The organism is Chryseobacterium sp. 7, assembly GCF_003663845.1.
GTDB lineage: Bacteria > Bacteroidota > Bacteroidia > Flavobacteriales > Weeksellaceae > Chryseobacterium.
Genome location: NZ_RCCA01000001.1, coordinates 677,833 through 704,542, shown reverse-complemented (window position 1 = coordinate 704,542; position 26,710 = coordinate 677,833). Strand labels below are relative to the sequence as shown.

30 protein-coding genes and 1 pseudogene are annotated in these 26,710 nt (G+C 36.3%); 12 read left to right on the top strand and 19 right to left on the bottom strand.

The genetic code is table 11. The annotated features are described in order from the left end of the window. Positions 1-9: 9 nt before the first annotated feature. The 8 genes and pseudogenes from CLU97_RS03255 to CLU97_RS03220 form a co-directional block, all read right to left on the bottom strand. On the bottom strand, positions 10-1,413 hold the full coding sequence (locus tag CLU97_RS03255) for a nucleoside recognition domain-containing protein (RefSeq protein WP_121486674.1): 1,404 nt from the start codon (positions 1,411-1,413) through the stop codon (positions 10-12). A 286-nt stretch (positions 1,414-1,699) separates the two neighbouring features. Then, on the bottom strand, positions 1,700-2,209 hold the full coding sequence (locus CLU97_RS03250) for a DUF6973 domain-containing protein (RefSeq protein WP_121486673.1): 510 nt from the start codon (positions 2,207-2,209) through the stop codon (positions 1,700-1,702). A 54-nt stretch (positions 2,210-2,263) separates the two neighbouring features. Continuing rightward, the gene (accD, locus tag CLU97_RS03245; RefSeq protein ID WP_121486672.1) at positions 2,264-3,118 is read right to left on the bottom strand and encodes an acetyl-CoA carboxylase, carboxyltransferase subunit beta; all 855 of its coding nucleotides are present in this window, start codon (positions 3,116-3,118) and stop codon (positions 2,264-2,266) included. Positions 3,119-3,207: 89 nt separating this feature from the next. After that, positions 3,208-4,278, bottom strand: a complete 1,071-nt coding sequence (gene fbaA / locus CLU97_RS03240) for a class II fructose-bisphosphate aldolase (protein ID WP_121486671.1) — start codon at positions 4,276-4,278, stop codon at positions 3,208-3,210. A gap of 71 nt (positions 4,279-4,349) precedes the next feature. Then, positions 4,350-5,216 (bottom strand): NAD kinase, encoded by an 867-nt coding sequence (locus CLU97_RS03235; RefSeq protein WP_121486670.1) that lies wholly within the window; start codon positions 5,214-5,216, stop codon positions 4,350-4,352. Position 5,217: 1 nt separating this feature from the next. After that, positions 5,218-5,871, bottom strand: coding sequence for a CBS domain-containing protein (locus CLU97_RS03230; RefSeq protein ID WP_121486669.1), 654 nt, complete (start codon positions 5,869-5,871; stop codon positions 5,218-5,220). A gap of 187 nt (positions 5,872-6,058) precedes the next feature. Further along, positions 6,059-6,588: pseudogene (locus tag CLU97_RS03225) on the bottom strand (RNA methyltransferase). A gap of 5 nt (positions 6,589-6,593) precedes the next feature. Then, complete coding sequence (locus CLU97_RS03220; protein ID WP_121486668.1) at positions 6,594-7,214, bottom strand: toxin-antitoxin system YwqK family antitoxin; 621 nt, start codon at positions 7,212-7,214, stop codon at positions 6,594-6,596. A 55-nt stretch (positions 7,215-7,269) separates the two neighbouring features. Here CLU97_RS03220 and CLU97_RS03215 point away from each other — a divergent pair, with 55 nt between their 5' ends. Next, positions 7,270-7,869, top strand: coding sequence for a hypothetical protein (locus CLU97_RS03215; RefSeq protein ID WP_228437498.1), 600 nt, complete (start codon positions 7,270-7,272; stop codon positions 7,867-7,869). 12 nt (positions 7,870-7,881) lie between these two features. Here the strand turns inward: CLU97_RS03215 and CLU97_RS03210 are convergent, their stop codons facing one another. Together CLU97_RS03210 and CLU97_RS03205 are read right to left on the bottom strand one after the other, a co-directional pair. Beyond that, positions 7,882-8,760: a bestrophin family protein gene (locus tag CLU97_RS03210; RefSeq protein WP_121486667.1), complete on the bottom strand. Its 879-nt coding sequence runs from the start codon at positions 8,758-8,760 to the stop codon at positions 7,882-7,884. Positions 8,761-8,791: 31 nt separating this feature from the next. Further along, positions 8,792-8,980, bottom strand: a complete 189-nt coding sequence (locus tag CLU97_RS03205; protein WP_147436432.1) for a hypothetical protein — start codon at positions 8,978-8,980, stop codon at positions 8,792-8,794. A gap of 38 nt (positions 8,981-9,018) precedes the next feature. On the opposite strand from CLU97_RS03205, the gene CLU97_RS03200 reads away from it, so the two are divergent. Next, on the top strand, positions 9,019-9,897 hold the full coding sequence (locus CLU97_RS03200; RefSeq protein WP_121486665.1) for a cupin-like domain-containing protein: 879 nt from the start codon (positions 9,019-9,021) through the stop codon (positions 9,895-9,897). Between the two features lie 133 nt (positions 9,898-10,030). Here the strand turns inward: CLU97_RS03200 and CLU97_RS03195 are convergent, their stop codons facing one another. Continuing rightward, positions 10,031-10,561 (bottom strand): GNAT family N-acetyltransferase, encoded by a 531-nt coding sequence (locus tag CLU97_RS03195; protein ID WP_121486664.1) that lies wholly within the window; start codon positions 10,559-10,561, stop codon positions 10,031-10,033. A 124-nt stretch (positions 10,562-10,685) separates the two neighbouring features. Between CLU97_RS03195 and mutS the strand changes: the two genes are divergently transcribed. After that, positions 10,686-13,277 carry a DNA mismatch repair protein MutS gene (gene mutS / locus CLU97_RS03190; RefSeq protein WP_121486663.1) on the top strand — a complete coding sequence of 864 codons (2,592 nt, stop codon included), beginning with the start codon at positions 10,686-10,688 and terminating at the stop codon, positions 13,275-13,277. Between the two features lie 30 nt (positions 13,278-13,307). On the opposite strand, the gene CLU97_RS23545 is transcribed toward mutS, so the two are convergent. From CLU97_RS23545 to CLU97_RS23535, 3 genes are all read right to left on the bottom strand, one after another. Further along, complete coding sequence (locus tag CLU97_RS23545) at positions 13,308-13,466, bottom strand: hypothetical protein (protein ID WP_183084507.1); 159 nt, start codon at positions 13,464-13,466, stop codon at positions 13,308-13,310. A 29-nt stretch (positions 13,467-13,495) separates the two neighbouring features. Next, the gene (locus tag CLU97_RS23540) at positions 13,496-13,663 is read right to left on the bottom strand and encodes a hypothetical protein (RefSeq protein WP_183084506.1); all 168 of its coding nucleotides are present in this window, start codon (positions 13,661-13,663) and stop codon (positions 13,496-13,498) included. 347 nt (positions 13,664-14,010) lie between these two features. After that, positions 14,011-14,166 (bottom strand): hypothetical protein, encoded by a 156-nt coding sequence (locus CLU97_RS23535; RefSeq protein WP_165790435.1) that lies wholly within the window; start codon positions 14,164-14,166, stop codon positions 14,011-14,013. Between the two features lie 149 nt (positions 14,167-14,315). On the opposite strand from CLU97_RS23535, the gene CLU97_RS03180 reads away from it, so the two are divergent. From CLU97_RS03180 to CLU97_RS03170, 3 genes are all read left to right on the top strand, one after another. Next, positions 14,316-14,801, top strand: a complete 486-nt coding sequence (locus CLU97_RS03180) for a TlpA family protein disulfide reductase (RefSeq protein ID WP_121486661.1) — start codon at positions 14,316-14,318, stop codon at positions 14,799-14,801. A 9-nt stretch (positions 14,802-14,810) separates the two neighbouring features. After that, positions 14,811-15,464: a thioredoxin family protein gene (locus tag CLU97_RS03175; RefSeq protein ID WP_121486660.1), complete on the top strand. Its 654-nt coding sequence runs from the start codon at positions 14,811-14,813 to the stop codon at positions 15,462-15,464. A gap of 72 nt (positions 15,465-15,536) precedes the next feature. Beyond that, complete coding sequence (locus tag CLU97_RS03170; protein ID WP_121489635.1) at positions 15,537-15,938, top strand: DUF2809 domain-containing protein; 402 nt, start codon at positions 15,537-15,539, stop codon at positions 15,936-15,938. Positions 15,939-15,955: 17 nt separating this feature from the next. Here CLU97_RS03170 and CLU97_RS03165 read toward each other — a convergent pair whose 3' ends face one another. Genes CLU97_RS03165 through CLU97_RS03150 form a run of 4 tightly spaced genes read right to left on the bottom strand, consistent with a single transcriptional unit; the run spans position 15,956 to position 19,164 of the window. Further along, complete coding sequence (locus tag CLU97_RS03165; protein WP_121486659.1) at positions 15,956-16,876, bottom strand: YARHG domain-containing protein; 921 nt, start codon at positions 16,874-16,876, stop codon at positions 15,956-15,958. Next, positions 16,873-17,511, bottom strand: coding sequence for a DUF2306 domain-containing protein (locus tag CLU97_RS03160; protein ID WP_121486658.1), 639 nt, complete (start codon positions 17,509-17,511; stop codon positions 16,873-16,875). The genes CLU97_RS03165 and CLU97_RS03160 overlap by 4 nt, the downstream gene beginning before the upstream one ends. Positions 17,512-17,516: 5 nt before the next feature. Continuing rightward, on the bottom strand, positions 17,517-17,930 hold the full coding sequence (locus tag CLU97_RS03155) for a hypothetical protein (RefSeq protein WP_121486657.1): 414 nt from the start codon (positions 17,928-17,930) through the stop codon (positions 17,517-17,519). A gap of 31 nt (positions 17,931-17,961) precedes the next feature. Further along, entirely contained in the window at positions 17,962-19,164 is a 1,203-nt protein-coding gene (locus CLU97_RS03150) for an NAD(P)/FAD-dependent oxidoreductase (protein ID WP_121486656.1), read from the bottom strand. A gap of 115 nt (positions 19,165-19,279) precedes the next feature. On the opposite strand from CLU97_RS03150, the gene CLU97_RS03145 reads away from it, so the two are divergent. From CLU97_RS03145 to CLU97_RS03120, 6 genes are all read left to right on the top strand, one after another. Continuing rightward, positions 19,280-19,774, top strand: coding sequence for an acyl-CoA thioesterase (locus CLU97_RS03145; RefSeq protein ID WP_105700358.1), 495 nt, complete (start codon positions 19,280-19,282; stop codon positions 19,772-19,774). A gap of 95 nt (positions 19,775-19,869) precedes the next feature. Continuing rightward, positions 19,870-20,922 (top strand): thiamine-phosphate kinase, encoded by a 1,053-nt coding sequence (gene thiL / locus CLU97_RS03140; protein WP_121486655.1) that lies wholly within the window; start codon positions 19,870-19,872, stop codon positions 20,920-20,922. A 311-nt stretch (positions 20,923-21,233) separates the two neighbouring features. Further along, positions 21,234-22,052: a helix-turn-helix domain-containing protein gene (locus tag CLU97_RS03135; protein ID WP_121486654.1), complete on the top strand. Its 819-nt coding sequence runs from the start codon at positions 21,234-21,236 to the stop codon at positions 22,050-22,052. Positions 22,053-22,169: 117 nt separating this feature from the next. Continuing rightward, the gene (locus CLU97_RS03130) at positions 22,170-23,441 is read left to right on the top strand and encodes a multidrug effflux MFS transporter (RefSeq protein WP_147436430.1); all 1,272 of its coding nucleotides are present in this window, start codon (positions 22,170-22,172) and stop codon (positions 23,439-23,441) included. Between the two features lie 98 nt (positions 23,442-23,539). After that, entirely contained in the window at positions 23,540-24,448 is a 909-nt protein-coding gene (locus CLU97_RS03125; RefSeq protein WP_121486652.1) for a DUF6268 family outer membrane beta-barrel protein, read from the top strand. Between the two features lie 162 nt (positions 24,449-24,610). Beyond that, on the top strand, positions 24,611-25,828 hold the full coding sequence (locus tag CLU97_RS03120; RefSeq protein WP_121486166.1) for an IS4 family transposase: 1,218 nt from the start codon (positions 24,611-24,613) through the stop codon (positions 25,826-25,828). Between the two features lie 73 nt (positions 25,829-25,901). Here the strand turns inward: CLU97_RS03120 and CLU97_RS03115 are convergent, their stop codons facing one another. Continuing rightward, entirely contained in the window at positions 25,902-26,633 is a 732-nt protein-coding gene (locus CLU97_RS03115; RefSeq protein ID WP_183084505.1) for a LytR/AlgR family response regulator transcription factor, read from the bottom strand. Positions 26,634-26,710: the final 77 nt, after the last annotated feature.

Sequence of the window (26,710 nt, the reverse complement as noted above, 5' to 3'; positions counted from 1 at the left end):
GCACTTTTATTAAGCAAAGAATAGATAAGCTAATGCAATTGCAGTAATAACACCTACTAAATCGGCCAGAAGCATAGCAATTACCGTGTATCTAGTATTCTTAACGGCTACGGCGCCAAAATAGACTGCGATCACGTAGAATGTTGTATCTGAGCTTCCTTGAAGAACTGCTGCTAATTTCCCCTGAAAACTATCTGCTCCGAATGTCGACATCGTGTCAACCATCATTCCTCTTGCTCCGGAACCGGATAAAGGTTTGATTAATGCTGTCGGAAGGCCGTCCACGAATCTCGGATCCATATTGGCAACATTGGCTACCCATTTCATTCCGTCAATGATCACATCAAAAACACCGGAAGTTCTCAATAATGAAATCGCAATCAGCATCCCAACCAGATAGGGAATAATCTTTACACAGGTTGTGAAACCTTCTTTTGCTCCTTCAATAAAGGCATCAAAAACGTTGATTTTTTTATAAACAGCACCCAATACAATCGCTAGGAAAATAAAAAGGATTAAACCGTTGCTCAGTACTTTACTGAAGTCATCCAGTTCATCTTTACCCAATTGTACAAGATACAGCACCAATAAAGCGATAACCGCCGAAATTCCGCCTACATAAGCAATCACTACAGGACGAAGAAGATTGATTTTCTGATATAAAGAAACAATGATCATCGCTGCTAAAGTTGCGGCAAAAGTAGCAATCATGCATGGCAAGAAAATGTCTGTAGGTGTTTTGGAGCCCATAGACGCTCTGATAGCGATAATGGAAACGGGAATTAAGGTCATACCGCCGGCATGAAGACACAGAAACATAATCTGCGAATTGCTTGCGGTATCTTTATTGGGATTTAAACTTTGAAGACTTTCCATGGCTTTTAAACCAAAAGGAGTCGCAGCATTATCTAATCCCAGAAGGTTGGCACTGAAGTTCATCAGCATATGGCCAAATGCAGGGTGGTTCTTAGGAATATCCGGAAATAATTTGGAAAAGAAAGGTTGGATCAAACGGCTTAAAAGGTTAATTCCACCTGCTTTTTCAGCAATGCTCATGAATCCCATAAACAAAGTCATGATCCCGATTAGGCCCAAACATATCTTCACGGCAGTTTCAGAGGTTCCGATGACTCCATCAGCTTCCTGAACACGGTAAACGTTTACATTTTGTTTTAAAGAATCTGTTTTATAATGAATTCTGTTGTCCGCAAAATCATTTTTTTTCATCAGACTGTCTCTGACAATGGGAGAGAGGCTGTTCATAGGCTGAGATGCAATCTTTACCGTATCACCGCCTTTTCCCACCACCATATCATTGAAAATGGTTTTGTAGTGACCTGATGAAATATATTTTATACTGGCAATGGCAATGGCGATAATAATGAAGGCCGACCAAATTCTGCTGAGAACCATCTGATTGATTTAATTGTTTAAACTTATCAAAAATACTTTAAACCACAAAAATAACTAAAGTCTTTTGTAATTCTGCTGTGAAAGAAAACTAATGATGGATTGCTGGCTTTAGATATATTTTTGGCGCAATGTAATTATGTGTGATTTTTCGTTCGCGAAGGCGTTATCACTAAACAACGAGAATTTCAATTATGGAAAATTGCTGAATGAAATGCCTTTGTGGGCGGAAATATGCATTAAGTTTTTAAATTTTCCTTGCCATATTTAGCGTTTAAAATAAAATAATTTACTCTTCCAGATAAACAAGATAACCATCAAAATTGTCATCCAGATTCTTCAGAACTTTGGCTTCCTCCATTTTTTTGATTAATGCGTCTACAAAAAAGCTTTTTTCAAAAAACTGACGATGAATACCCGGTAAAAGCTCCATGAAATAATCCATTCCGATTTTGTTGTTGTGGAGATCCATTTTGGTTTCTAAAGGTTCATTCGGGAACAGTTCTTCATGCATATCCGTAATTCTTTTGCAGAAATCCAGCGCTTTTTTAGGAGAAGAAATTTTGCAGCAGTACATCATAATGAAGCAGCACCACAAAGCATGTCTGAAAGCATTTCCAATTCCGTTAGTAGAGGCTGTTTTAGGGAATCTTTTTTGTGCTATGGTAAAAGCTTTCACCGTAGCATAGAAACTTAATAGAGAGAAAAGAGGATGGGGAAGAACGAGTGATAAAAGACGCATAATCTTTTTAAAACTCATACTTCGGATGGTATTGAAAAATATCTTAAAAGTCCTCATAAATAAAAATCTCTCCCTAATTAGAGAGAGATTGTATTGTTTTTGTTACAGATACTATGCTTTTACAGCTAATAAATTAACTGTTTTTGCTACAGTATCCTGAATTTCAGTTCTTTTTACAATGAAATCTACAAATCCTTTTTCCTGTAAAAATTCAGATGTCTGGAATCCTTCCGGTAGATCTCTACCAATTGTTTCACGGATTACTCTTGGTCCTGCAAAACCGATCAGTGCGCCCGGCTCTGCCATAATGATATCGGCAGTCATAGCAAAAGAAGCGGTAATTCCTCCAAATGTAGGGTCACAAAGATAAGCGATGTATAAAAGTCCGGCTTCAGAAAGCTGAGCTAATTTAGCCTGAACTTTTGCCAGCTGCATCAAAGAGTACGTAGCTTCCTGCATTCTCGCTCCTCCGGACTGACAGATAATCATATACGGAAGTTTGTTTGCGATACAGTAATCTACTGCTCTTCTGATCTTTTCCCCCATTACAGAGCCCAAAGATCCACCAATGAAAGCAAAATCCATACAAGAAACTACCATTTCAGTTCCTTTTACAGTTCCTACCGCATTTCTGATAGAATCTGTAAGCTTTGTTTTAGCTTTTACTTCTTTCAAACGGTCTTTGTAAGGCTTTGTATCTTTGAAATTTAAGATATCAATACTTTCAACATTGGCATCCAGTTCGGTAAATTTACCACCGTCAAAAAGGATGTCAAAAAATTCTGCACTTCCTATTCTTACATGAAATCCGTCTTCAGGAGAAACATAGTTATTTCTCTTCAGTTCATCATGTTCCACTACTTTTCCGGATGGAGTCTGATGCCAAAGCCCTTTGGGAACGTCCTTTTTCTCATCAGTAGAAGTGGTAATGTTTTTTGCTTTTCTTTTAAACCAGTCGAATGCCATTTTTGCGTGTATTAATGTATAAATGTAAAATGTACCAATGTAAATGTATTTCTATGAATACTTTTTACATTGATACAAATGTACAGTTCTTATTTTAAAGTATCTACGTTATTTAAATCTTCAAATGCTTTCACTAATCTTGTAGAGAATGTTTCCTCACCTTTTCTTACCCAAACTCTTGGGTCATAGAATTTCTTGTTAGGTTTTTCTTCTCCTTCAGGGTTTCCGATTTGAGCTCTTAAATAGTCGATGTTGTTTACCATATAATCTCTTACTCCTTCTGTGTAGGCAAACTGAAGGTCAGTGTCGATATTCATTTTGATTACTCCGTAGTCGATAGCTTCTCTGATCTCTTCCAAAGTAGATCCTGAACCTCCGTGGAATACAAAGTTGATAGGCTTAGCAGCTGTTCCGAATTTCTCCTGAACATATTTCTGAGAATTGTCAAGGATTTTTGGAGTAAGAACTACGTTTCCTGGCTTGTAAACTCCGTGTACGTTACCGAAAGCGGCAGCAATTGTGAAGTTATCAGAAATTGCTTTTAATTTCTCATAAGTATAAGCGATATCTTCTGGCTGAGTATATAATTTAGAGTTATCAACGTCTGAGTTGTCAACACCATCTTCTTCACCACCAGTTACCCCGATTTCTACTTCAAGAGTCATCTGAAGCTTAGCCATTCTTTCGAAATACTGAGCTGAAATCTCAAGGTTTTCTTCTAAAGATTCTTCAGAAAGATCTAACATGTGAGAAGAATAAAGAGATTTTCCTGTCTGCTTGTAGAAATCTTCGTTAGCATCCATTAATCCGTCAATCCAAGGAAGTAATTTCTTTGCACAGTGGTCTGTGTGTAAAATTACTGTTGCTCCGTAAGCTTCAGCAAGAGTGTGGATATGTTTTGCTCCGGCGATAGATCCTAAAACGGCAGCTCTTTGTCCGTCGTTGTTTAATCCTTTTCCTGCGTTGAACATAGCTCCACCGTTTGAAAACTGGATAATGACAGGAGCGTTCAATTTCGCTGCAGTTTCCATCACAGCGTTAATGTTGCTTGATCCAATTACGTTTACTGCAGGTAATGCAAATTTATTTTCTTTAGCATGCTGAAAAATATCAGTAACTAACTGACCTGTGGCAACTCCTGCCGGAAAAATTCTGCTCATGTTTTACTTTTTGTTATAAATTTATTAGGTGTTTTTAATTTCGTGTAAAGGTAATCATTTTTAAGAAATCACTAATTTCTTTTGTCTCTGCCCCAAAGCAGCTTCTGACGGATGGTTTCATAGAAACTTAAACTGTTCGGCTGCACCAGAAGAAGCTGAAATTTTGCTTTTTTAATGATGATTTCCTTGTCGGTTTCTATATGAATCAGTCGGGAGTCTAAGGAAAGTGAATATTGAGGTACACGGCTTTCCACCCGGAATTTTATTTCTACTTTATCATTCACTACAAGAGGTCTCACGTTCAGATTGTGAGGAGCAATTGGAGTGATCACAAAGTTTTCGTTGTTTGGCGAAATGATAGGTCCCCCACAGCTCAGAGAGTAAGCGGTAGAACCTGTAGGGGTTGAAATGATGACACCATCACCCCAGAAAACATTCAAAAATTCATCATTGATGTAGGAATCCACAGTAATCATGGAAGTTGTTTCTTTTCTGGAAACCGTAACGTCGTTCAAAGCATAAGGAAATGCTCCTTCCAGTTTTGGAGAAACCACTTCAATAACAGAGCGGCGGCTTGTTTTAACTTCTCCTTTCAAAATAGAATCCAGTTCTTTAAAGGCTTCTTCTTTAGTAAAGAAAGCCAAAAAACCAAGTCTTCCGGTATTGACTCCTACAACAGGAATTTCAAGATCTTCAATGAAAGTTAAAGAGTTTACAATGGTTCCGTCTCCACCGAAAGTGAAGAACAGATCCACTTCTTTATCCAGAAGATCCTGCTTACAATTGAAAGTTTCGAATATTTTTGAAAACTGAAGTGCTTCAGCCATTTCATCATACAGAACAGATTTTACCCCTCTGCTTTCAAGTTCAGAGATAAACTTGCTTAAATATAAAAAAGTATCAAGATCTTTTTTCTGAGAATATATGGCTGCCTTCATGTTATATTTCTATGAATTTTTGTAAAAACCCAAAACGGTCTTTAAACAGATCGGATTTCTCATCAGAATAGTATTTTTCAACAATTCTGTAGTCGTACCGGTCAAATGTAGCGTCTATTGAGGCAAGGTTTTCATTGCTGATCTTTATGGTGACCTGTACTACCTCTTCAGACATAAAGCTTATAAATCCTCCGTAAAATTTAGAGTTATTGCTTTCTACGATATTGGTAATTTCCGTCATAGAGTATTTTCTGGCTGGAGTTTCTACTGTAAGAATAGCTCCTGTTTCTGAAAATAAAGGATAACGGGAAAGATCCTGAAAAACATCTTCACAGGTAATATACCCCAGATATTTTTCATTTTTATTAATCACCGGAATCACATTGGAAGTGAAAGTATAAAACAGACGGATACTGTCCATAATATTATTGTCTTCCAGAATGGCAAAGCGCTCAATCTGGTGTTCCAGATCCTTCAGTGTTCCTCCATCTTCCTCATACAGAAAATCCATTGCAAGAGCTCCGTAGAAGTGATGGGATTTTTTGATGAAAACATGGGAATATCCAAAATCCTCCAACATATTTCTGGCTGACTCGATGGAGTCAGACAGGCTAAAACACGGAAAGTCTTTTGAGATATAGTCCTTGATAAACATTGTGCTAATTTATAAAAAATTAAATGAAACTTTTTCTGAAAACCCTATTTTTTTTAATGTGAATCAAAAAAAATGCTGTCAAAATTTGTTTGTAAGGAAAAATAAAGTACCTTTGTCGCCTTTCATTTTTACTTTTTATTAGATTTATTTCAAACTGCACTGTCTACTAAGGACATATGCAGTTTTTTTATTTTAATGCTTTTGCAAATTCCCACATTACAATTCCGGCGCACACACTTACATTAAGAGAATGCTTGGTTCCAAGCTGTGGAATTTCTAAAAATACATCAATATTAGGAAGAACTTCATCGCTTATTCCTTCTACTTCGTTTCCTAAAATCAAAGCATATTTTTTTAATCGGTCAATCGTGAAATCCGTGATAAGCTGGCTTCCGGTAGTCTGCTCAATTCCGATGATTTCGTATCCTTTGCTTTTCAAATCGGCAATAGCAGCGTTGGTTTCTGTTTCATGAGACCAGTCTACGCTTTCCGTTGCTCCCAATGCCGCTTTATGAATTTCACGGTGGGGGGCTGCGGGGTAATTCCGCAAAGGATTATTTTTTCAATTAAAAAGGCATCTGCCGTTCTGAAAGCTGCACCTACATTGTGCATACTTCTGATATTATCTAAAATGATGACCAACGGAATTTTTTCAACCTTCTTAAATGTTTCTACATCTATTCTGTTAAGCTCTTCCAGTTTTAGTTTCTGTACCAATTGTATTATTTTGTTGAGATTAATTTTCCGTCTTTATAGACCTCTGTCTTTTCTATGCTCCCGTCTTCACGGTAATGAACCCTGCTTCCGTTTCTTTTATCGTTTGCGAATTCCGTTTCGCGCTGTAGTTTTCCTGATGGATAAAGCACTTTCCATTTTCCGGTGGCAAGCCCATTATCATACTGGCCTATTTCTTTTATTGATTTTCCGTCTTCATGGAAGGTTCTGCTTTCTCCCTGTAATTTATTGAATTTATAATTGGAAATTTCAGTTATTTTTCCCGCAGGAGAATAAAATGTGGCCGTAAGACTATTGTCATAAATATTCTTTTCTCCGTTTCTGAAGGCTTCTTTGGAAGTAAGCACTCCGTTTTTATCAAAATAGGACCATTCTTTTACTTTGTATCCTTTTTTATATTCTCCTTTTGACAGTACTTTTCCATTATCATGATAAAAAATGGCATCTCCGTCCAGTTTTCCTTTTTTCCATTCCACCGTATTTTTTACCTGGCCGTTATCATAAAACTCTTTGCAGGATCCCTCCTGTAATCCGTCTTTATATCCACAGGGTTTCTGCGCCGTGATCAGAGCAGAAGTGGAAAAGAATAATAGAAACATGTACTTCATAGCTATTTTTATTTCAAAAATAGTAAAATACTTATATTTGACTCAAAAATATACTATGAAAAAATTATTCACATTATTCATACTGACATGGGGATTTATGTACCTGAGTGCACAGAATACGTATTATCCTCAAGCTTTTTTTGATAAAAAACTGGCGAGAGAAATGCTCGGATTCGGAAATTCCACCATTGAAGGAGTGGCTTCTACCAAACAGAAAAACAATTGGGGCATCAAGCCGTTGCTTGGAGAGAAGCATTATGCACCTAAAGGAACCGTTGTCATGCTTTTTCCTGTAACTCCTTATTTTCAGGAATTTTATGATATGAGAAGGAAATTTGAAAACAAAAAAACAACGGTATATATGTCTGAAGAAGCTTTTAAATACAGAGTAGAAGCTTTAACGGATGACCACGGCAGGTTTAAGTTTGAAAAGCTGAAACCTGGGAAATATTATCTTGAAACCATCGTTAATTTTACAGCAACAGCAAGCTACCAGCAACAGACCGGAACTTCAGATGCTTATAATGGATATGGAGCTTATCTGTATTCAACACCTATATACAGTACATTTTTCTACGGATATTCTGCGGCCAACAGGGAAAGCAAATTTGTAGAAATAAAACAGGACGGCGAACTCAAAGAAATCAAGCTTTAACAGCTTGATTTTTTATTTTCTGTTCATAATCTGATGAACATTCTTCTCAATATTCTGAGCTAAGGTTTCCATAGGAATGTCATTTTCATCATTATTGAACGGATCTTCAATTTCCTCTGCAATAAGTTCAAGACTCATCAGTACATAATACACAAAAACCGTTAGTGGAATCATGAAAAGCCCTATCGTAATAACATATGCAATTGGCAGGGCAAAAACATACAAAATAATGAATTTCTTGATGAAAGAAGAGTAAGAGTAAGGGATCGGAGTATTTTTGATTCTCTCGCAGCCTCCGCATACATCCAGAAACCCTGAAAGCTGGGTGTCTAAATATAACATTTCAACTTCAGAAACTTTTCCTTCCTTTTTCAATTGATTCAGCTTATGGCTTAACAGGATAATTATTTCGCTTGGCCCGTGATGTTTTAAAGAGCTTTCAATTTCAGAATAATCTTCATCCAAAGCGAGCCTTGTAGATTCTTTTGAAAGATGTTTGGCTAAAAAGTGAGGAAAGTATTTTAAATATCTTGCAATTTGGTCAACATCCTGACGGTTATCGCCCAAAATGGTATTGATTTTTATGGCGAAGTTTCGGGTGTCATTAACCAATTTTCCCCAAAGTTTTCTTCCTTCCCACCACCTGTCATAGGCTGTATTTGTTCTGAACACCAATAAAAGGGAAAGGACAAAGCCCAGCAGAGAGTGAATCATTCCTACATTGCTGACTCCTGATTTAGTCGTAAGGTGAAGATATTCCACTTCCAGATATTGAATTCCCCAGGAATATAGCCCTACAAGAATCATACTTGGAAAAAGAATTTTTAGAGTATCGCTTTTGTGTAAACTAAAAAGAATTTTAATGAAATGTTTGGTATTGTAGACTCTCATAAACTCGCTTATTACCACAAATATAAATTTTTCATCTGAGCTCTGCTAATAAAGTGAGGAAGTCTGAAGCTGGAAGAGGGGTGGTATTGAAGGCGAAGAAAAAGTCAGTTTCCATAAAAATCTTTTTATAGAATGACGTATAGGTGTTTGCGACAACCTTAACTCCCGCTTCGCTCTTCCAGCTTCCAGCCCTTTTAATCTTAATTTTCTCGGGTTTCAAAAAAACACTATTTTTATTTCGCATTAAATACAAAGTATATGATCCTCGAAAACGTAGATGTTGTAAATGATATCAGTAAAGAAGATTTTCAGAAAAATTATTTTAAAAAGCAAAAACCTCTTTTGATTAAGAATTTTGCCAGCCGATGGGATGCTTTTGACAAATGGAACCTGGCTTATATCCGCGAAAAAGCAGGAGATCAGGAAGTTCCGCTGTATGATAATAAACCGGCTGATGCTGCGAAGAGCTCTGATGCTCCGGTTACCCATATGAAAATGAAGGAGTATATTGATACCATTAAAAGTAAGCCTTCAGATCTTCGTATCTTTTTCTATATCATTACTGACAGGCTTCCCGAGCTGCTGAAAAATTTCACTTATCCGGATCTTGGTATCAAATTCTTTAAAAGACTGCCAACTTTATTCTTCGGAGGAAGTGAAGCTCATGTTTTGATGCATTATGATGTGGATCTGGGTGATTTCATGCATATTCATTTCGAAGGAAAGAAAAGAATCCTTTTGTTTGACCAGAAGCAATCTCCGTTTTTGTATAAAGTGCCTTTGTCTGTTCATACCGTTTACGAGGTAGATTATGAAAACCCTGATTACGAAAAATTTCCTGCCCTGAAACATGCCAGAGGATATGAAATTTTCATGGAGCATGGTGACACATTGTTTATTCCAGGTGCTTTCTGGCATTTCAATAGATATCTGGAACCTGGTTTTTCTCTTTCGCTGAGAGCGTTGCCCAATAAACCTAATGTTTTTGCCAATATGTTGTATCACGTTTTCATTATGAGATACACAGATAAACTGATGCGTAAGCTTTTCAAAGCAAAATGGGTGGATTACAAGCAGAAATGGGCCTATAAGAAAAGCTCAAATGCTTTGAAAAAACATATGAAAGCAGGAAAATAAGGGAAGGAAGAAGGAGGCTGGAAGAGGGAAGCCTCTTTACAGTTTAGTATTACTTGATTTCATTTTTATTTAAAGATGATCAGTAATTAAACGGCCAATATAAACTTCCATCACCCATCTTCAGACTTCCTGCCTATTTATTAATCAGCCCGAAAATGGTTGCATCAACAAATTTTCCTTTTTCAAAAAAATAATCTTTCAATGTTCCCTCTTTGCTGAAATTTAAAGAAGTTAACAGTCTTTCGGAAGAAATATTGGAAGGATCTATGAAAGCATCTACACGGTGAAGTCTCATGGTTTCAAACCCATATGTTAAAATAGGAAGAATGGCTTCTTTCATATAAGATTGCTGCCAGAATTTAGGATTGAGCTCATAGCCAACTTCTGCCCGGAAATGCTCCCTGTACCAATTGTGGTAACCACAGGTACCAATGACTTTTCCTGTGGATTTCAGTTCCAGAGCCCATCTGAAACCTTTTCCTTTTTCGAATTCACTGTTGAAATGCTGGATAATGTGTCTGGAATCTTCTTCTGTCTTGAAAGTGTCAAGGTCATAATATTCCATCACTTCATCCAAAGAAAAGTACTCAAAAAGGTCTTGGGTATCATTAAAAGTAAGCTTACGCAAAATAAGCCTTTCAGTCTCTAAAACAGGAAATTCCATGAATAATGTGATTTGATGGTGAAAATACAATTAATTCCTGATAAAGAAAAACATAGAACATTAACCCTCAAACAATTCTCTTACCCTGAATTTATTTTTCTAAATTTGGGGCTCATTTTTTACTATGGCAAAAGCAGCGAAGAAAGAAACCCCATTAATGACGCAGTACAATACCATCAAGGCGAAATACCCTGATGCGTTGTTATTATTCAGGGTTGGGGATTTTTATGAAACTTTTGGGCAGGATGCTGTCAGAACTTCTCAGATTCTGGGTATTGTGCTTACCAAAAGAGCCAATGGTGAGGGGCATATAGAACTTGCTGGGTTTCCACATCATTCTGTAGATTCTTATCTTCCAAAATTGGTAAGAGCAGGCATGAGGGTGGCAATCTGTGATCAGCTGGAAGATCCTAAGATGGTGAAAGGAATTGTGAAAAGAGGTGTTACAGAGTTGGTAACACCCGGCGTTACCTTCAATGATCAGGTGTTAAATTCCAAAAAAAATAACTTCCTTCTTTCATTACATAAAGAAAAAGAGAAGTATGGAATAGCTTTGGTAGACATCTCTACGGGAGAGTTTCTGGTAAGCGAAGGAAATTTAGAAAAGCTTTTACACATCGTCAATACTTTTGATCCCAGTGAGATTATTTTCCAGAGAAGCACACAGATTCCGGAACAGATCAAAAATAAAAATGCCTTTAAACTTGAAGACTGGGCTTTCCAATATAATTTTGCTTACGAAAAGCTGACGAATCATTTTAAAACCAATTCATTAAAAGGTTTTGGAGTGGAAAATCTTCCGTCGGCAATCACGGCAGCAGGTGCTATTTTTGCCTATCTGGTAGAAGATACCCATCATAATCTGCTTGCCCATATTACAAAACTACAGGTCATTCCGCAGGAAGATTATCTGATGATGGATAATTTTACCCTGAGGAACCTGGAAATCGTTTACCCAAGCAATCCACAGGGAAAATCACTGCTGGATATCATTGATAAAACGTCTACTCCGATGGGAGGAAGACTTTTGAGAAGGAGAATTATTCTGCCTTTAAAATCGGTGGATGAGATTATGAGAAGGCTTTCTCTGATTGATTTCTTAAACGAAAATGATGCTCTTAAATATGAGATTAGCCAGCTTCTGAAATCAATTTCTGATCTTGACCGATTAATGGGAAAACTGGCAGCAGAGAAAATTTCACCTAAAGAACTGGGATATTTGCGCCAAAGTTTAATTAATATTCATAAAATCAAAGCGTTACTGCATCCTCATGCAGATGTGATGGCTTGGTTAGATCCTTTATTTGATCTGGAAGAACTGATTAAATTCCTGCAGAATCATCTTAATGAAGAGCTTCCGGTAAATATTGCCAAAGGAAATGTTATTAAAGAAGGCGTTTCTGAAGAGCTTGACAGATTGAGAAATCTTCAGAGCAAAGGACGCGGTTTCCTGGATGAAATGTGCCAGAGAGAGATTGAAAGAACAGGAATTACCAGCCTTAAAATTGATTTTAACAACGTTTTCGGATATTATATTGAAGTTCGAAATACCCATAAAGATAAAGTTCCGGATGATTGGGTAAGAAAGCAGACCTTAGTGAATGCTGAAAGATATATTACGGAAGAGCTTAAAGAATACGAAAACCAGATCCTCGGTGCTGAAGAAAAAATAGGCGTTCTGGAAACCTCACTGTACAGAAATGTTTGCGCGGAAACGATGGTTTATATTGATCAGATTCAAGGAAATTCCAACATCATTGCTCAGCTTGATGTAGCTTCCGGTTTGTCTGAGCTTGCTGTTTCCGAGAGTTATACAAAGCCTGTCTTGAATGACGGCTATGCCATTGACTTAAAAGAAGCCAGACACCCGATTATTGAAAATGCACTTCCGCTGGGAGAAAAATATATCCCGAATGATATCTTCCTTGATAAGAATTCACAGCAGATCATCATGGTAACAGGACCGAACATGGCCGGTAAATCGGCTATTCTGCGTCAGACGGCAATTGTATGTCTTTTGGCTCAGATTGGAAGTTTTGTACCTGCAAAACATGCGGAGATCGGATTATTAGATAAGATTTTTACAAGAGTAGGAGCTACAGATAATATTTCTGCCGGGGAATCTACTTTCATGGTAGAGATGAATGAAGCCGCCAATATCCTGAACAATATTTCAGAACGAAGTTTGATCCTATTGGATGAAATTGGCCGTGGAACTTCTACTTATGACGGGGTTTCTATTGCCTGGGCTATTGCAGAATATCTTCATCAGCATCCTACACAGGCAAAGACGTTATTTGCAACCCACTACCACGAACTGAATGAAATGACAGTTAATTTCGAAAGGGTGAAGAACTTCCATGTGTCAATCCAGGAAAACAAAGGAAATATCATTTTCCTGAGAAAATTAGTTCCGGGCGGAAGCGAGCACAGTTTCGGTATCCACGTGGCAAAGTTGGCCGGAATGCCTGCCAAAGTAGTAAACAGAGCAAATGAAATCCTTAAAACATTGGAAGCAAGCAGAACCCAGGGAAACAACTCATCAGAAACGATCAAAAGAGTAACAGAGGAAAATATGCAGCTCTCTTTCTTCCAGCTGGATGATCCTGTTCTGGAGAATATCCGTGAAGAGCTTACGAAAATAGACATCAACACTTTAACGCCTATTGAAGCTTTAATGAAGCTGAATTCGATAAAAAAAATGATTGGAGGGTAATCCAATCATTTTTTTTACTGTTGTTTTGTATTAGCAGCAGTAGCCGTCTTTTCCCCTTGGGCCGATAATAAGGAAATGACTTACTCCTCTTAGTTTACATAAACCTTCGGCACAGGCAGCTGCCCCACCATTGATTTCTTTGAGCTCGGCTTTGTTGAGTCTTCTTATTTTCAAGGCTGAATTTTTCATATTTTCCTTATTTACATATTACAAACTGTCTAACAACAAAATCCATCCTGCATCCCCGGAACTCCATATCGTTCTTCTCCGGTGTGAGGATCTGTACAGCTTATCACTCTTGGGCAGATGGGTCTGTTAGCTCCACCGCTGATCTCTTTCAGTTCAGTTTTGTTCAATTTTCTTTTCTGATTTTTTAAATTTTTCATATTAATTTTAATTTGGTAAAAGCTAATTTACAAGTTATTTTGTTATATTCAAAATATTGTGATTCAAATTGTTAACTTTTTTTTGTTGAAATTTTTCTTCATAAAAAAAGATTGAGGGGCTGCCTCAATCTTTATTATCTAACAAAGCTTTTTTGATATTAACAACACTGTCCTTTAGTATTACATGAGCCTATTGTCATCTCACCGTCAATATTACAAAAACAAGTTCCTGGGCAAAGCGGTCCACTCCCTCCATTGATTTGTTTTAATTCGCTTTTTGTCAATTTTCTTTTTTGAATGTTTGATTTTTTCATGATAAATTTAGTTTAGTTATTGTTTTAGTTTGGTTAACAGCAGAATCCGTTTTTGTCACCGGCACCAAGCTGCCATTCTTCAAATTCTCCTCTACGGCAGAATCCGTCAAAGCATAATCTTCCGCTTCCTTTAATTTCTTTTAATTCATTTTTAGTCAATTTTCTTGACTGGATGTTTGATTTTTTCATGGTATTTTAGTTTTGATTCTGAGCTAAGTTACATTTTATTTTTATTAATTCAACAGTTGGTGAAAGAATTTTGTATAATAAATAGAATTCTTAACAAATTTTAACAAGTTGATTTCCATTGAGAAAGAATGCATTTGTTAATTTTGAATATGAAGAATTTAATAATAATCCTTAACGTATTTATGCTTTGTTCGGTTTATAAAGCCCAGCAGACAGATATTTCTGTAGTAAAATATGAAGACCTGGAAAAGCGTATTGAACAGGAAAAAGATAAGCTACTTGTTGTGAATTTCTGGTCTACCACCTGTGCTCCTTGTGTAAAGGAGCTTCCGCACTTTATGGAAGTGAATGCTAAATACTCAGAGCATCAGAAATATAAGATGATTTTGGTCTCTTTAGATAGATTGGCTGATAAGGAAAGAGTATTGAAATTCATCAAAAATAAAAATCTTACCGCTGAGGTACTTCTGCTGGATGATATCAAAAGAATGAACACATGGATTCCAAGGTTTGAAAAAGACTGGGATGGGAATATTCCGGTAACGCTGTTCTATAAAAACGGAGCAAAATTCTACTTTAACGATGGTGAAATGAGCAAAGAAGATTTAGACAAGACAATTAAAGAAAACCTATAATAATAGATTATGAAAAACCTGAAAATTTTAATGACAGCATTGATCGTTGGGCTGGGATTACTGAGCTTTACAACGACAGATCATGATAAAAACAAAAACCAGAAAGAAAATATTGCGGCAAAAAGCTATGAAGTAGGGGATGAAGCTGCTGATTTTAAGCTTAAAAATATAGACGGGAAAATGGTTTCCCTAAGTGATTTTAAAAGTGCGAAAGGATTTATTGTAATATTTACCTGCAATCATTGTCCTTACGCCAAGAAATACGAAGACAGAATTATTGAGCTGGATAAAAAATATAAATCTCAGGGATATCCCGTCATCGCAATCAACCCAAATGATCCTAATGTACAGCCGGAAGACGGCTATCAGCAGATGATTGAAAGAGCAAAACAAAAAGGCTTTACTTTTCCATATTTGGTAGATGAAAGTCAGAAAATTTATCCGCAGTACGGAGCAACAAAAACACCGCATGTTTTTGTACTGAAAAAAGAAAACGGAAAGAATATTGTGAAATATATTGGTGCTATTGACAATAATTATGATAACCCGAATGACGTATCAGAATATTATGCTCAGGATGCCTTAAATGCTCTTATAAAAGGAGAACCTGTGAAAATGACGAAAACTGTAGCAATCGGATGTACAATCAAAGTAAAGAAATAATATATTTGCTGTATAAAAATAAGATCGGTGTTCCTGGAACGCCGATTTTTTATGCCTAAACTCAAATTTGAAATGAAATTCCAATTCAGCCTGAAGTATCTTCTTCTGACCATATTTATTTTTCTTGTGGAAGTATTAATTGCTACCAAACTCAGTAATGTTTTCTTTGTGAGAGCGTATCTCGGAGATGTAATTGTGGTGATGCTTCTGTATACTTTTGTGAAAAGTTTTGTAAAAGTAAATGACCAGAAATTGATTTTGGGAATTTTGATTTTTTCATTTCTGGTAGAGTTTGCCCAGTATTTCAATATTGCAGAAAAACTAGGCTTCCGTCCTGGAAGCCTGATGTATATTGTGATCGGAAATTCTTTCTCTTGGATTGATAATTTATGTTATGCTGCAGGTTGTCTGATCCTCTATATTTTCATAAAGGTGACAAACAATGATAGATTAACCTCAACTCCTAATCTCTAATTCCTGCAACCTGACAGCTATCTCCCAAAACTATCATATTTATCCTCCGCATATTTGGTAAAACGGTTCAGTAAAGCTACATTTTCTTTTTCCATAGGTGAAAGATCATTGTCTACATTGTTGGAAACCGGGATATACCAGTCTGTTTGCTCAAAGAAATTTCTGTAAGTTTCTTTTTTAAAGGAATAGCCATGTCTTGCAAATACAGAATTCTTGATGATTTCAAGATCCAGTTTTCTTAGGTTTTTAAGATCTTTTTCCGTCAGTTTCTGCTTAGATGCATTGAGTTTAAATATAGCTTCAGAAGCAATACGGTTTTTAGAGGTTTTATAGCTTTCTGTTTTTCCGGTTTCTTCATCCTTGTATTTTTCTGTAAACTCTTTAGGGTTTGACCAGTCTACCAGATCAGAATCTTTATCCAGCATAAAGTTCGGGTTGTAAACAAACTCTTTTTTGATGAGCTTAAGTGTTTTTGAAGGTGCTTTAACGGTTGTTTTATCAAAAGCATTCCAATTTCCGGTTAAGCTGTCACCTTTCAGTTTTACTTCAAATCTTCCGTCTGTTTTGTCATTACCAGGTTCATCCAGTACAAAAGACGCTGCAGCCTCATTGAAAACTCCTCGGAAAGGGCGCTGATTCCCATTCACAATACTTTGCCCGTAAACGCTGTCTTTGGTGATTCTGTTGATCTTTAAAGAAATTCTTTTGTAGTTGTTCACATCATACTCTGAACCGTCTGCTTGGTCAACTACCTTTTCCATTCCGGCGAATTCTCCGGTATAAATTCCGTAATATTCTTTATGAACTTCAGGAACTACCACAGAGTCTTTCTTTGCGGTCAGAGAATCTTTCCCCGATTCATTGGTCTTACCATCTTTTTTACAACTGATCAGAGAAGCTGTCAGTAAAGAAATCAAGGTGTAATTTACAATTTTCATATATGTTTTTTTGTGATTAAATATTCAATAATAAGGATATTGGGGGTCCAGCCCAGCCATGCAATGATTTGATAGACATCCATTGGATTGGGATGAAATAAATATACAATAATTACTTTCCACATTCTCAGGGTAATAGCAGATAAAGTGAAAGCGAAACTTCGCCACATCCACTGCTTGTGTTCTTTAAATTTTTTCTGTCTTGCCAGCTGATATGCTTTAAACGTTGAAAACCACCATAAAAAGCCTAAAATAACAAAAGAAATCTTCGATAAAATACCTCCGTTGGCAAATATTCCCATATAAATTCCTGAAGGAGCAGCACAGATCAGAATGAGAAAAATATATACTTTTCCCATATTCCGGTGGAAATTTTTGAGCCCGAAATCTTTTCTGAGAATAGCCAAAAAGCCAGAAAAAAGCACAAAGATGCTCGTATAGACATGAGTATAGAAAAATGTAAGATATTCAGGTCTTTCTATCGCTTCTGTCTGTTTGATCATCAAAAAACTGGCTTCAGGATTAAATGGAATATATTCTAATGTAATTTTCAACATCAGCCAAAAGAAATACCCAAATCCTATGATGAGAAGAATTTTGAAGAAAATTGCAGTATTTCTTTTGGCAGATAGCATCCCGATTATTCAAAATTAATAATGAAAGGAAGATTAAACCAAATCATTACGGTATTCCCCTTATATTCTCCGGGTTTCCATAGGGTTTTCATAGATTTCATTACTCTTTCTACCTCATGATTAAGAGATTCATTTTCACCGGTTACTATAATAGTTTCTATATCTCCTTTAGCATTAACAGAGAATTTAGCATTGGAACGGGTCTTACCCTTAGCCCCTTTTATTCGGTTAGTATTAATTTTTTGAGATACCTCTCGCATAAATACCTGAATTCCACCAGGATATTCTGCCTGTTTACTCTGTTCAGGAATGTATTTATCTCTGGAATGATCTGTCGCAGGCTTAGGTTGAGTTTCCTTTGTCTGAGCAAAAACAAGCCCGAATCCCAGACATAGAAAGAATGCTACTATTTTTTTCATGTATTTAGTTTTTATTAAAAGTAGTGTTTTTTTATAAGCTGTTGAGATCCTGTGCAATCAGCCATCCTTCGCTCCAGCATGCCTGGAAATTGAACCCGCCTGTCACGGCATCTATATTGAGAACTTCTCCGGCAATATAGAAATTAGGAAGTAATTTTGAAGACATATTTTTGAAGTTAATTTCTTTTAAATCAACGCCTCCGGCTGTTACAAATTCATCTTTAAAGGTAGATTTCCCGGTTACCTGAAACTTTTTTTTGCAGAGATTTTCAATGATTTTCTGCATTTCCTTTCCGGAAATATTGGCAACCTGTTTATTAAGATCAACTTTTGAAATCTCTAAAATCTTCTGCCAGAACCTGTTGGTAATATCAAAAATTTTAGACTGTCCTATCGTTTTTTTAGGATTGCTCTGCTTGAAATTGTTGAAAATTTCTTCTGCTTCATCCATTTCTATGGAAACGAAATTAACCTCGATTTCAAAGTTATATTTAAGCTTTGCAAGGCTTATTGCTTCCCACGCAGAGATTTTAAGGACAGCAGGCCCGGAAAGTCCCCAGTGTGTAATAAGCAAAGGTCCGCTTTCTTCAGTTTTAAGCTTTGGAATTGAAATTCCGGCGTTTTCAAAACTTGTTCCCGGAAGATCTTTCAGCAACTCATCTTTAATATTAAATGTGAAAAGTGAAGGGACTAAATCCACAATCTTATGACCCAGATTTTCGATAATTTTCAGCGATTTTGGAGAACTTCCGGTAGTGTATACGATATAATCTGCCTCAAAATTGCCTGAATTGGTTCTTACAATATATTTTTCATCCTGTTTTTCAATCTCTTTTACCGTACACTTTGTCTGTACAGTTACATTTTTCTTTTGAGTTTCATTCAAAAAAGTATTGATAATGGTTTGAGAAGAATTACTTTCAGGGAAAGTTCTGTTATCATTTTCAATTTTCAGCGGAACATTACGCTGATCAAACCATTCCATGGTGTCTCCAGGCTGAAATTTGCTGAAAACGCTAAGTAGTTCCTTGTTTCCACGAGGATAAAACTGAACAAGTTCTCTTGGATCAAAGCATGCGTGGGTAACATTGCAGCGTCCGCCACCAGAAATCTTAACTTTCTGAAGAACATCTGAATTCTGTTCTAAAATCGTAATTGTATATTTTTTTTCGTCAAGATTAGATGCACAGAAAAAGCCTGCAGCACCGCCTCCGATAATAATGATCTGTTTCATGTATGTGTAATCCTATGCGGAAGATTATTTTTTCAAAAGTACAATTTTTATAAACCATCTTATTTGAGTATTTTTGAAGATTATTATTTTATAATATTCAAAAACGATTTTCAAAATGATTTTCTACCATAAATTTGAAGTGCGATGGAGCGATCTTGATGCCAACAAGCACTTAGCCAATTCATCATATGTACAATATTGTGCACAAGCCAGAATGGCTTTCATGACTAAAGAAAAAATGGGAGTTACCCAGCTGAGCAGATGGGGAATAGGCCCGGTGATCCTGCACGAAAGATATTCTTTCTTCAAAGAAATTTATGCAGATCAGATCGTTATTGTAAGTGTAGAAATAGACGGATGTGCAGAGGATTCTTCCATCTACCGTTTTGTACACAAATTTTATACTCCGGACGGCATGCACTGTGCTACTGCAGAAGCTACAGGAGTATGGATTGATATGATGCTTAGAAAAATGACCACTCCACCAGATGATGTAGTGGAAGCCATGAACAAGTACAAGAGCCCGGAAACTGTGGTATTATCGAGAGAAGACTTTAAAAAGTTTCCTTTCCACCCACACAATATTGACCCGGCAGAGATTAATATATAAATGATGAATGATGATTGATCAATGATACATAATGAAATCTGTATTGCTGAGATATCAATTATCATTTTTCAAAGATCACTTATAAACAGAAATTTATGTTTGAAGATAAATCACAGGAGCTGACGCCCATTTCGAAATTAGGAGAATTCGGTCTTATTAAGCATTTGACAGAACATTTTCCTCTATCCAATGAATCTTCGGAGCTTGGAGTAGGAGATGATGCGGCAGTTATTAATCCTGATCACAAAAAAGTAGTTCTTACAACAGATGTGCTGGCGGAAGGAGTACACTTTAATCTGGGCTATGTTCCATTAAAGCATTTAGGGTATAAAGCTGTGGTGGTAAACCTAAGCGATATTGCAGCAATGAATGCAACGCCTACACAGATTTTGGTTTCTCTTGCTGTGTCTAACCGTTTTCCAGTGGAAGCTTTAGAAGAAATCTATTCCGGAATTCAGGCGGCATGTGGAAGATATAAAGTTGATCTGATTGGAGGAGATACTACAAGTTCAAATTCCGGGCTGGTAATGAGCATTACAGCTGTAGGAATTGAAAACGAAGAAAACATCGTAAAAAGAAGCGGAGCAAAACCAAATGATCTTCTTGTGGTAACAGGAGACTTGGGTGGAGCATACATGGGATTACAGATTCTTGAAAGAGAACATGCTGTTTTTCTTGCTGATCCGAATATGCAGCCTGAAATGGAAGGCTACGACTATATTCTGGAAAGACAGCTGAAACCTGAAGCAAGAACAGACGTTAAAAAGATTTTAGAAGAATTGGATATCAAACCAACTTCTATGATCGATATTTCAGATGGTTTAGCTTCCGAAATCCTTCACCTTTCAGATCAGTCTAATGTAGGATTTAGATTGTATGAGGAAAAAGTTCCATTAGATAGTCTTACAATCTCTACAGCGGATGAAATGAATTTAAATCCGGTAATGACAGCATTAAGTGGTGGTGAAGATTATGAACTTTTGTTCACTATTTCAGCAAATGATTTTGATAAAATTAAAAACCATCCTGATTTTACCATTATAGGACATGCAGTAGAAAAAGAAGAAGGGAACTTTATGGTAGCAAGAGGATCTAACCAGCTGGTAGCGCTTACTGCTCAGGGGTGGGATGCCTTTTTAAACCAATAAGATGTATACCTTTACAATATTACCATGTTTAGTAATTATAACATTTATAATAGTTACTCTGTATAAACATTACATCAAAAAAAGAGATCAGAATCTGAAAGAATCTTTCGTTTTTGTCTTGTTTTTTGTAACCATTTGGAGCTTAATTTATTACCTTGTTTTTAGCTAGATAAATTCCGGATAAAAATAAGAAACTTCTTAAAGAGATTAAAACCTCAAAAACTTAAAAATTATATTTAATTTTAAATATTGTAAGAAAACCGCAGCACTTTTTTTGCTGTGGTTTTTGTTTATAGCTAAATAATGTAGTGATGATTACACCAGAAAAAGAAATTCCGGTTCACCATTTGACTTCTGAAGAATTTCAGATGAGTACTCTGAGTGATGCCGGTCCGGAGAACTTTCATGATGTTCACAGGCATAATTTTTTTGAGATTATCTGGTTTAGAGAAGTGTATGAAAACAGCCGCTTAGAATTGGATTTTGAAAGCTATAAACTTGAGAACAATCAAATCTGCATCATTGCGCCGGGGCAGGCTTTCAACATGAAATTAGAAGGAGAGAAGGGATATGCCATGGCAATAAGCAGAGAAATTTTCAACGAAGCCTGCAATATAGAATCTGTACTTACGGGAGGAGAGCTTCCCTTTTTTTTAAATCCAAAAAATGAAAAAACCTGCAGTACCATTATAGCATTGATGGAGCAGGAATATAAAACAACAGCAAGAACGGAACTCTTAAAGGCTTATCTGAAAGCGTTTTGTATTATCATTGGAGAACAAATTATTCCTCAGGGACCTTTGTTGAATGACCGTCAGCGCATTCAAGAACTGATTGGTCTTATTGAAAAGCATTATATAGAGCATAAAGAAACAGGTTTCTATGCGGATCAATTGAAGATAAGCAGTCATCATCTTAATGATATTGTGCGTCTTTTGAGAGGGACAACAGTAAAAAAAATGATTGCCCAGAGAATTATTCTGGAAGCAAAAAGAGAGCTTAGTTTTGGCGCCTTAACCGTAAAAGAAATCGCTTTTAAATTAGGTTTTAGTGACGCTTCTTACTTTTCCCGGTTCTTTAAAAAACATACGCAACAGAACCCTGATGGGTTCAGACCTGGTAAAGGGTAATCCTCAGAATGTTCATTTGTTTTTCAGTTTAAATAAATAATTTGAACACAATCAGATAAGAGAATCCTCAGTTTGTGCTATCCTTCCTTCAGTTCTTTTATTGAAAAACGATACTTTTTGCAGCAATTTTGCAGCTGGAAAAAACGCCTGCGAAGGCTTATTGTTATTATGAAGAAGAATTTGAATATTGTAGTGTTTATTCTTGCACTACTCAACACGTTGGAGTCGCTTAGTATAGATCTTTATCTTCCCGCTTTCCCAAGTATGGCGAAGATTTTTAATACGGATATCGGACACATCCAGGTATCCATTTCTGTATTTTTTGCAGGATTTGCTTTCGGACAGCTTTTGTGGGGTCCTTTATCTGATAAAAAAGGAAGAAAGCCAATGTTGTATTGTGGGCTTTTGTTTTTTATTATAGGAGCAACAGCCATCTATTTTACCTCAGATATTTATGTATTATGGGCTATGCGTTTTCTACAGGCGTTCGGAGGAAGTGCCGGAATTGTTATCGGAAGGGCAATTATTATTGATCTTTATGATAAGCATAAAGCTGTCACGATCTTTTCACAACAGTCGCAGATCAGTGGTATTGCTCCAATCGTAGCTCCGCTACTGGGAAGTGTATTTCTTAAATTCTGGGGCTGGAATAGTTCTTTTGCCTTTTTATGCATCATGGGGCTCATTACATTTTTTATGGTGTACAAATATGTTCCGGAAACCAATACCCGAATCCATCTTTCCGATGATGAAATGCTGAATGAAAAAGGATTGAAAGATCAGCTGAAAATGATTATTTCCAACAAAGACTTTATCAATAGTACGATGGTGGGAAGTATTGCTTTTGCATCGTTAATTATTTACATCTCGAACGCACCATTTTTATTCATGGAGATCCATGGGTTTTCAAGCAGTACATTCAGTTTTATATTTGCTTTCAACTCACTGGCTTTGATAACAGCAGCTTATATTACGCCTAAGCTGATCAAAAGAATAAGTAATTCAACGCTTTTGTTTGCTGCTACAATTGTTTTGTTAGTAGTATGTACGCTTCATATTCTGATTGCAGCTGAAAATCTTTCTGTAGCTTTAGAAATTGCGATGCTTTATCTGTCATTACTTGCTATTGGTATTTTGTTTCCCATCACTTCTGCACATGCTTTATCTCCATTTAGAGAAGGAAGAGGAACAGCAGCTGCCTTATTGGGGTTCATGCAGCTGATGGTAACCTTTTTAATATCAGGGCTGATAGGCTTTTTGGAAGCAGATTCTATCATTCCGATGGTGGTGACACGTTCAGCAATGGCATTAATCGCGGTATGGTTCGGATATCGAATTTTTAAAACTCAAAAAGTAACTCCTTCAATAGTGGTACAACCGGGAAACTAATCCTCTTATTTGATCCTGTTGTCATACAATCCGGGCACTTAATCAAGTAATTTTTGTGAAAAATAACCAAAGGGTTCTCTTTGCATCAAATTTAAAATATGAAAAGAACCCTTTCGACGGCTTTATGCTGTATACTGCCATTAGGATATTGTGTGAATGCACAGTCAAGGCTCTCAGCAGAGCTTAAAACCGAATACATTCCTGCATCCAACTACATTCGGCCTGAAGACAGTACAAAGACGAATTCTAAAAGTGATTTTAAAAGAGCAGATCTGAACCTCAGCATTCCATTATCAGTAAAAAAAGATACTGATGGGAAAGTCAGATCATGGTCTATGCTGTTGAGTGGGTCATATGCAAAGATGACACACAAAAATTACGAAACCCAGTTGTTTCCTGATCAGATGCTGAATGCGCAAGTGGGAATACAGCATATGAGGCCTTTGGGCAAAAAATGGAGTATGATGATGACGGCATCTGTAGGAGTATATACAGACCTTGAAAAAGTAAGTTTTGATGATGTATTGGGGCAGGGAGGATTATTATTTATCAGGCATTTTAATCCTAATATTTCATTGGGTGGAGGCCCGGTACTTACCACAGCTTTTGGAGTTCCTATGATTTTACCCTGGATTTATTTCGACTGGAAAACGAACGGAAAAATTAAATTTAATATCAACTTTCCGGAAGGAATGGAAGCCGGTTATCTGTTTTCAGACAAATTTGCTTTAAAAGCGGTTGTAAACCTTAGTGGTATGACGGTAGAAAGGAATAAAGACGGTAAATCTATGTTGCTGGGCTATCAGCAGATCACGGCAGGGCTCAGACCAGAAATAAAGCTTAATGACAGGCTTACTTTACGTCTCACAGGAGGAACGGCTCTATTGAGAAGCTTCAGTGAGAATGACCGAAGGATCAAAAGTATTTTCAGAGACAAAAAAGTAGCAGATCCGAAATTTGCCAGTACATTTTACGCAGCAGTATCTTTACGCTGGAATTTACCATAAGAAAAAAGGAAGGAGCCACCCTAGTCATGGTCGGAAGATTTTTTCTTCCGACTTTTTGTTTTTAGATATTCAATATTATTATTGTAATTAATTGATTATCAACTATTTAATTTGTTTTATTGTTTCATTTTTTGTATCTTTATTGCTGATAATCAATTGTTTATGTCAGTTTTTAAAGATCACAAAATATCACTTAAAGATGTTTTAGAATTTATTCCCGAAGCACTTTTAAGTCACCTTTCCGCAAGTACAAAAGTGGATTATTATAGTAAAGTTTTGCATGGAAGAAAAATATTCTACCTGCTTTTGTATTGCATATTTGATAATGAAAAATTAAGTCAAAGAACACTCGAAGATACTTTTAATAGCAGTGGATTCAAAGCCTTATTTGGTTTAGGGGAAGAGGAAAAGATTCGAAGGAGTTCAATTTCTGAGAGGCTTTCAAAAATTGATTCCAATTATTTCCTAGAAATCTACGAACAGATGTACGAAAGATTTTCGGAACTTTATTCCAAGACAGAAATCGAAAAATACAACTTAATCAGAGTTGACAGTACCATTGTAGCTGATACATGTAACAAGCTTAAAGAAGGAATTGATCAGAAAAGTGGAAAAAAATTAGTGAAATTCAGTTTTTCATTTGACGGAATTTTGCCATCAGCGGTAGATGTTTTTACGGGGCAAAAATACTCAACAGAAGATAATGCTCTTGCCCAGGCTGTTCTGAACCAGGTGAAAAAAGAAGATCATCATGATAATATTTATATCATAGACAGAGGGATCCAGTCTACAAGGACGATGAAAGATTTTGAAGAAAAGCTTCTGAAATTTATTATCCGTTCCAAAGAAAACAGGAAATATGAAGAGATTGAATCTTTTATTAAAACAGAAACCCCAATAAAATGGGATGATTGGGGAGTTATTAAAGACAGCAAAGTGAAGCTTTACACCGGAAAACCCATCCAAAACAAACGGGGAAATATTCATCATCGTGAAGAAAAAGTAGAAACATATTTTCGGTTGATCGTTATCAAAAATGAAAAAACAGCTAAAGAACTTTGGTTCATAACCAACGAATTTGAACTTTCTGCCAAAGAAATATCGGATTATTACCGTAAAAGGTGGGATATTGAGGTATTCTTCAGATTTATGAAACAAGAGTTGAATTTAAGCCATCTTGTTTCGCTCAATAAAAACGGAATTGAAGTAATGCTCTACATGACAATGATTGCTTCTATGCTGCTCTTGATTTACAAAAAAGTAAACAATTTAGGATATAAAACAGCTAAAAGACGCATCGCTATGGAACTTCGGGATATGATTACCGCAATTTTAATAATATTTGCGGGGGGGGATCCTGCAAAAGTCTTCAAAACTTAAAACATAAAAAATGGTCGGAAATTTCTTCCGACCATGACTAGGAGCCACCCCTTCCTTTTATTTTTTACTCTATTTATTTACTGATCAACTTCTTATATACAACCTGATTAAGCAATTCTTCTTTTCGGGTTCTGGAAATAGGAAGCTCAATTTTATTAATAAAAAGCCGTCCTCCTGAAATCATGTCAATATGAGTAATATTGATAAGGTAGGATTTATGAATTCTGAAAAAATGATCCGAAGGAAGCGATTCCTCAATAGCTTTCATCGTCTGATGGATCATCAGTGATTTATCTTTAAAATGAAGCTTGGTATAATTCTGCATACTTTCAATATAAAGAATATCTACCCAGGAAATTTTAATGAAGGTATCAGACTGTCTCACATAGAGGAAAGGATCATCCAAAGCTGTATTGTTCTTTAATTTTTCACTGATGATAAACTGTTGTTGCGCCTTATTTACAGCCTGATAAAAACGGTTAAAAGCAATCGGTTTTAATAGATAATCCACTACCTGAAGACGAAATCCCTCCAAAGCATATTCAGAATAAGCTGTAGTAAGAATACATAAAGGAGGATTTTCCAGCTGTTCCAAAAATTCCAAACCCGTAAGATAAGGCATGTTGATATCCAAAAATAGGAGATCTATTTCGTTCTCCTTCACTATGGTATCTGCTTCCAAAGCTGTGGCACAGGTGTCTTCAACGGATAAAAAATCAATCTGATCCGCAAGTTCTTTCAGATGGAATCTTGCCAGAGGTTCATCATCTATAATCAGGCATTTCATTTTAGGAATATTACTCATTATGGTCAGATAATTTTAAAATTAGAGTTACTTTAAAAACATTATTGTTTGTTTCAATCTTTAGATCATGACAATCC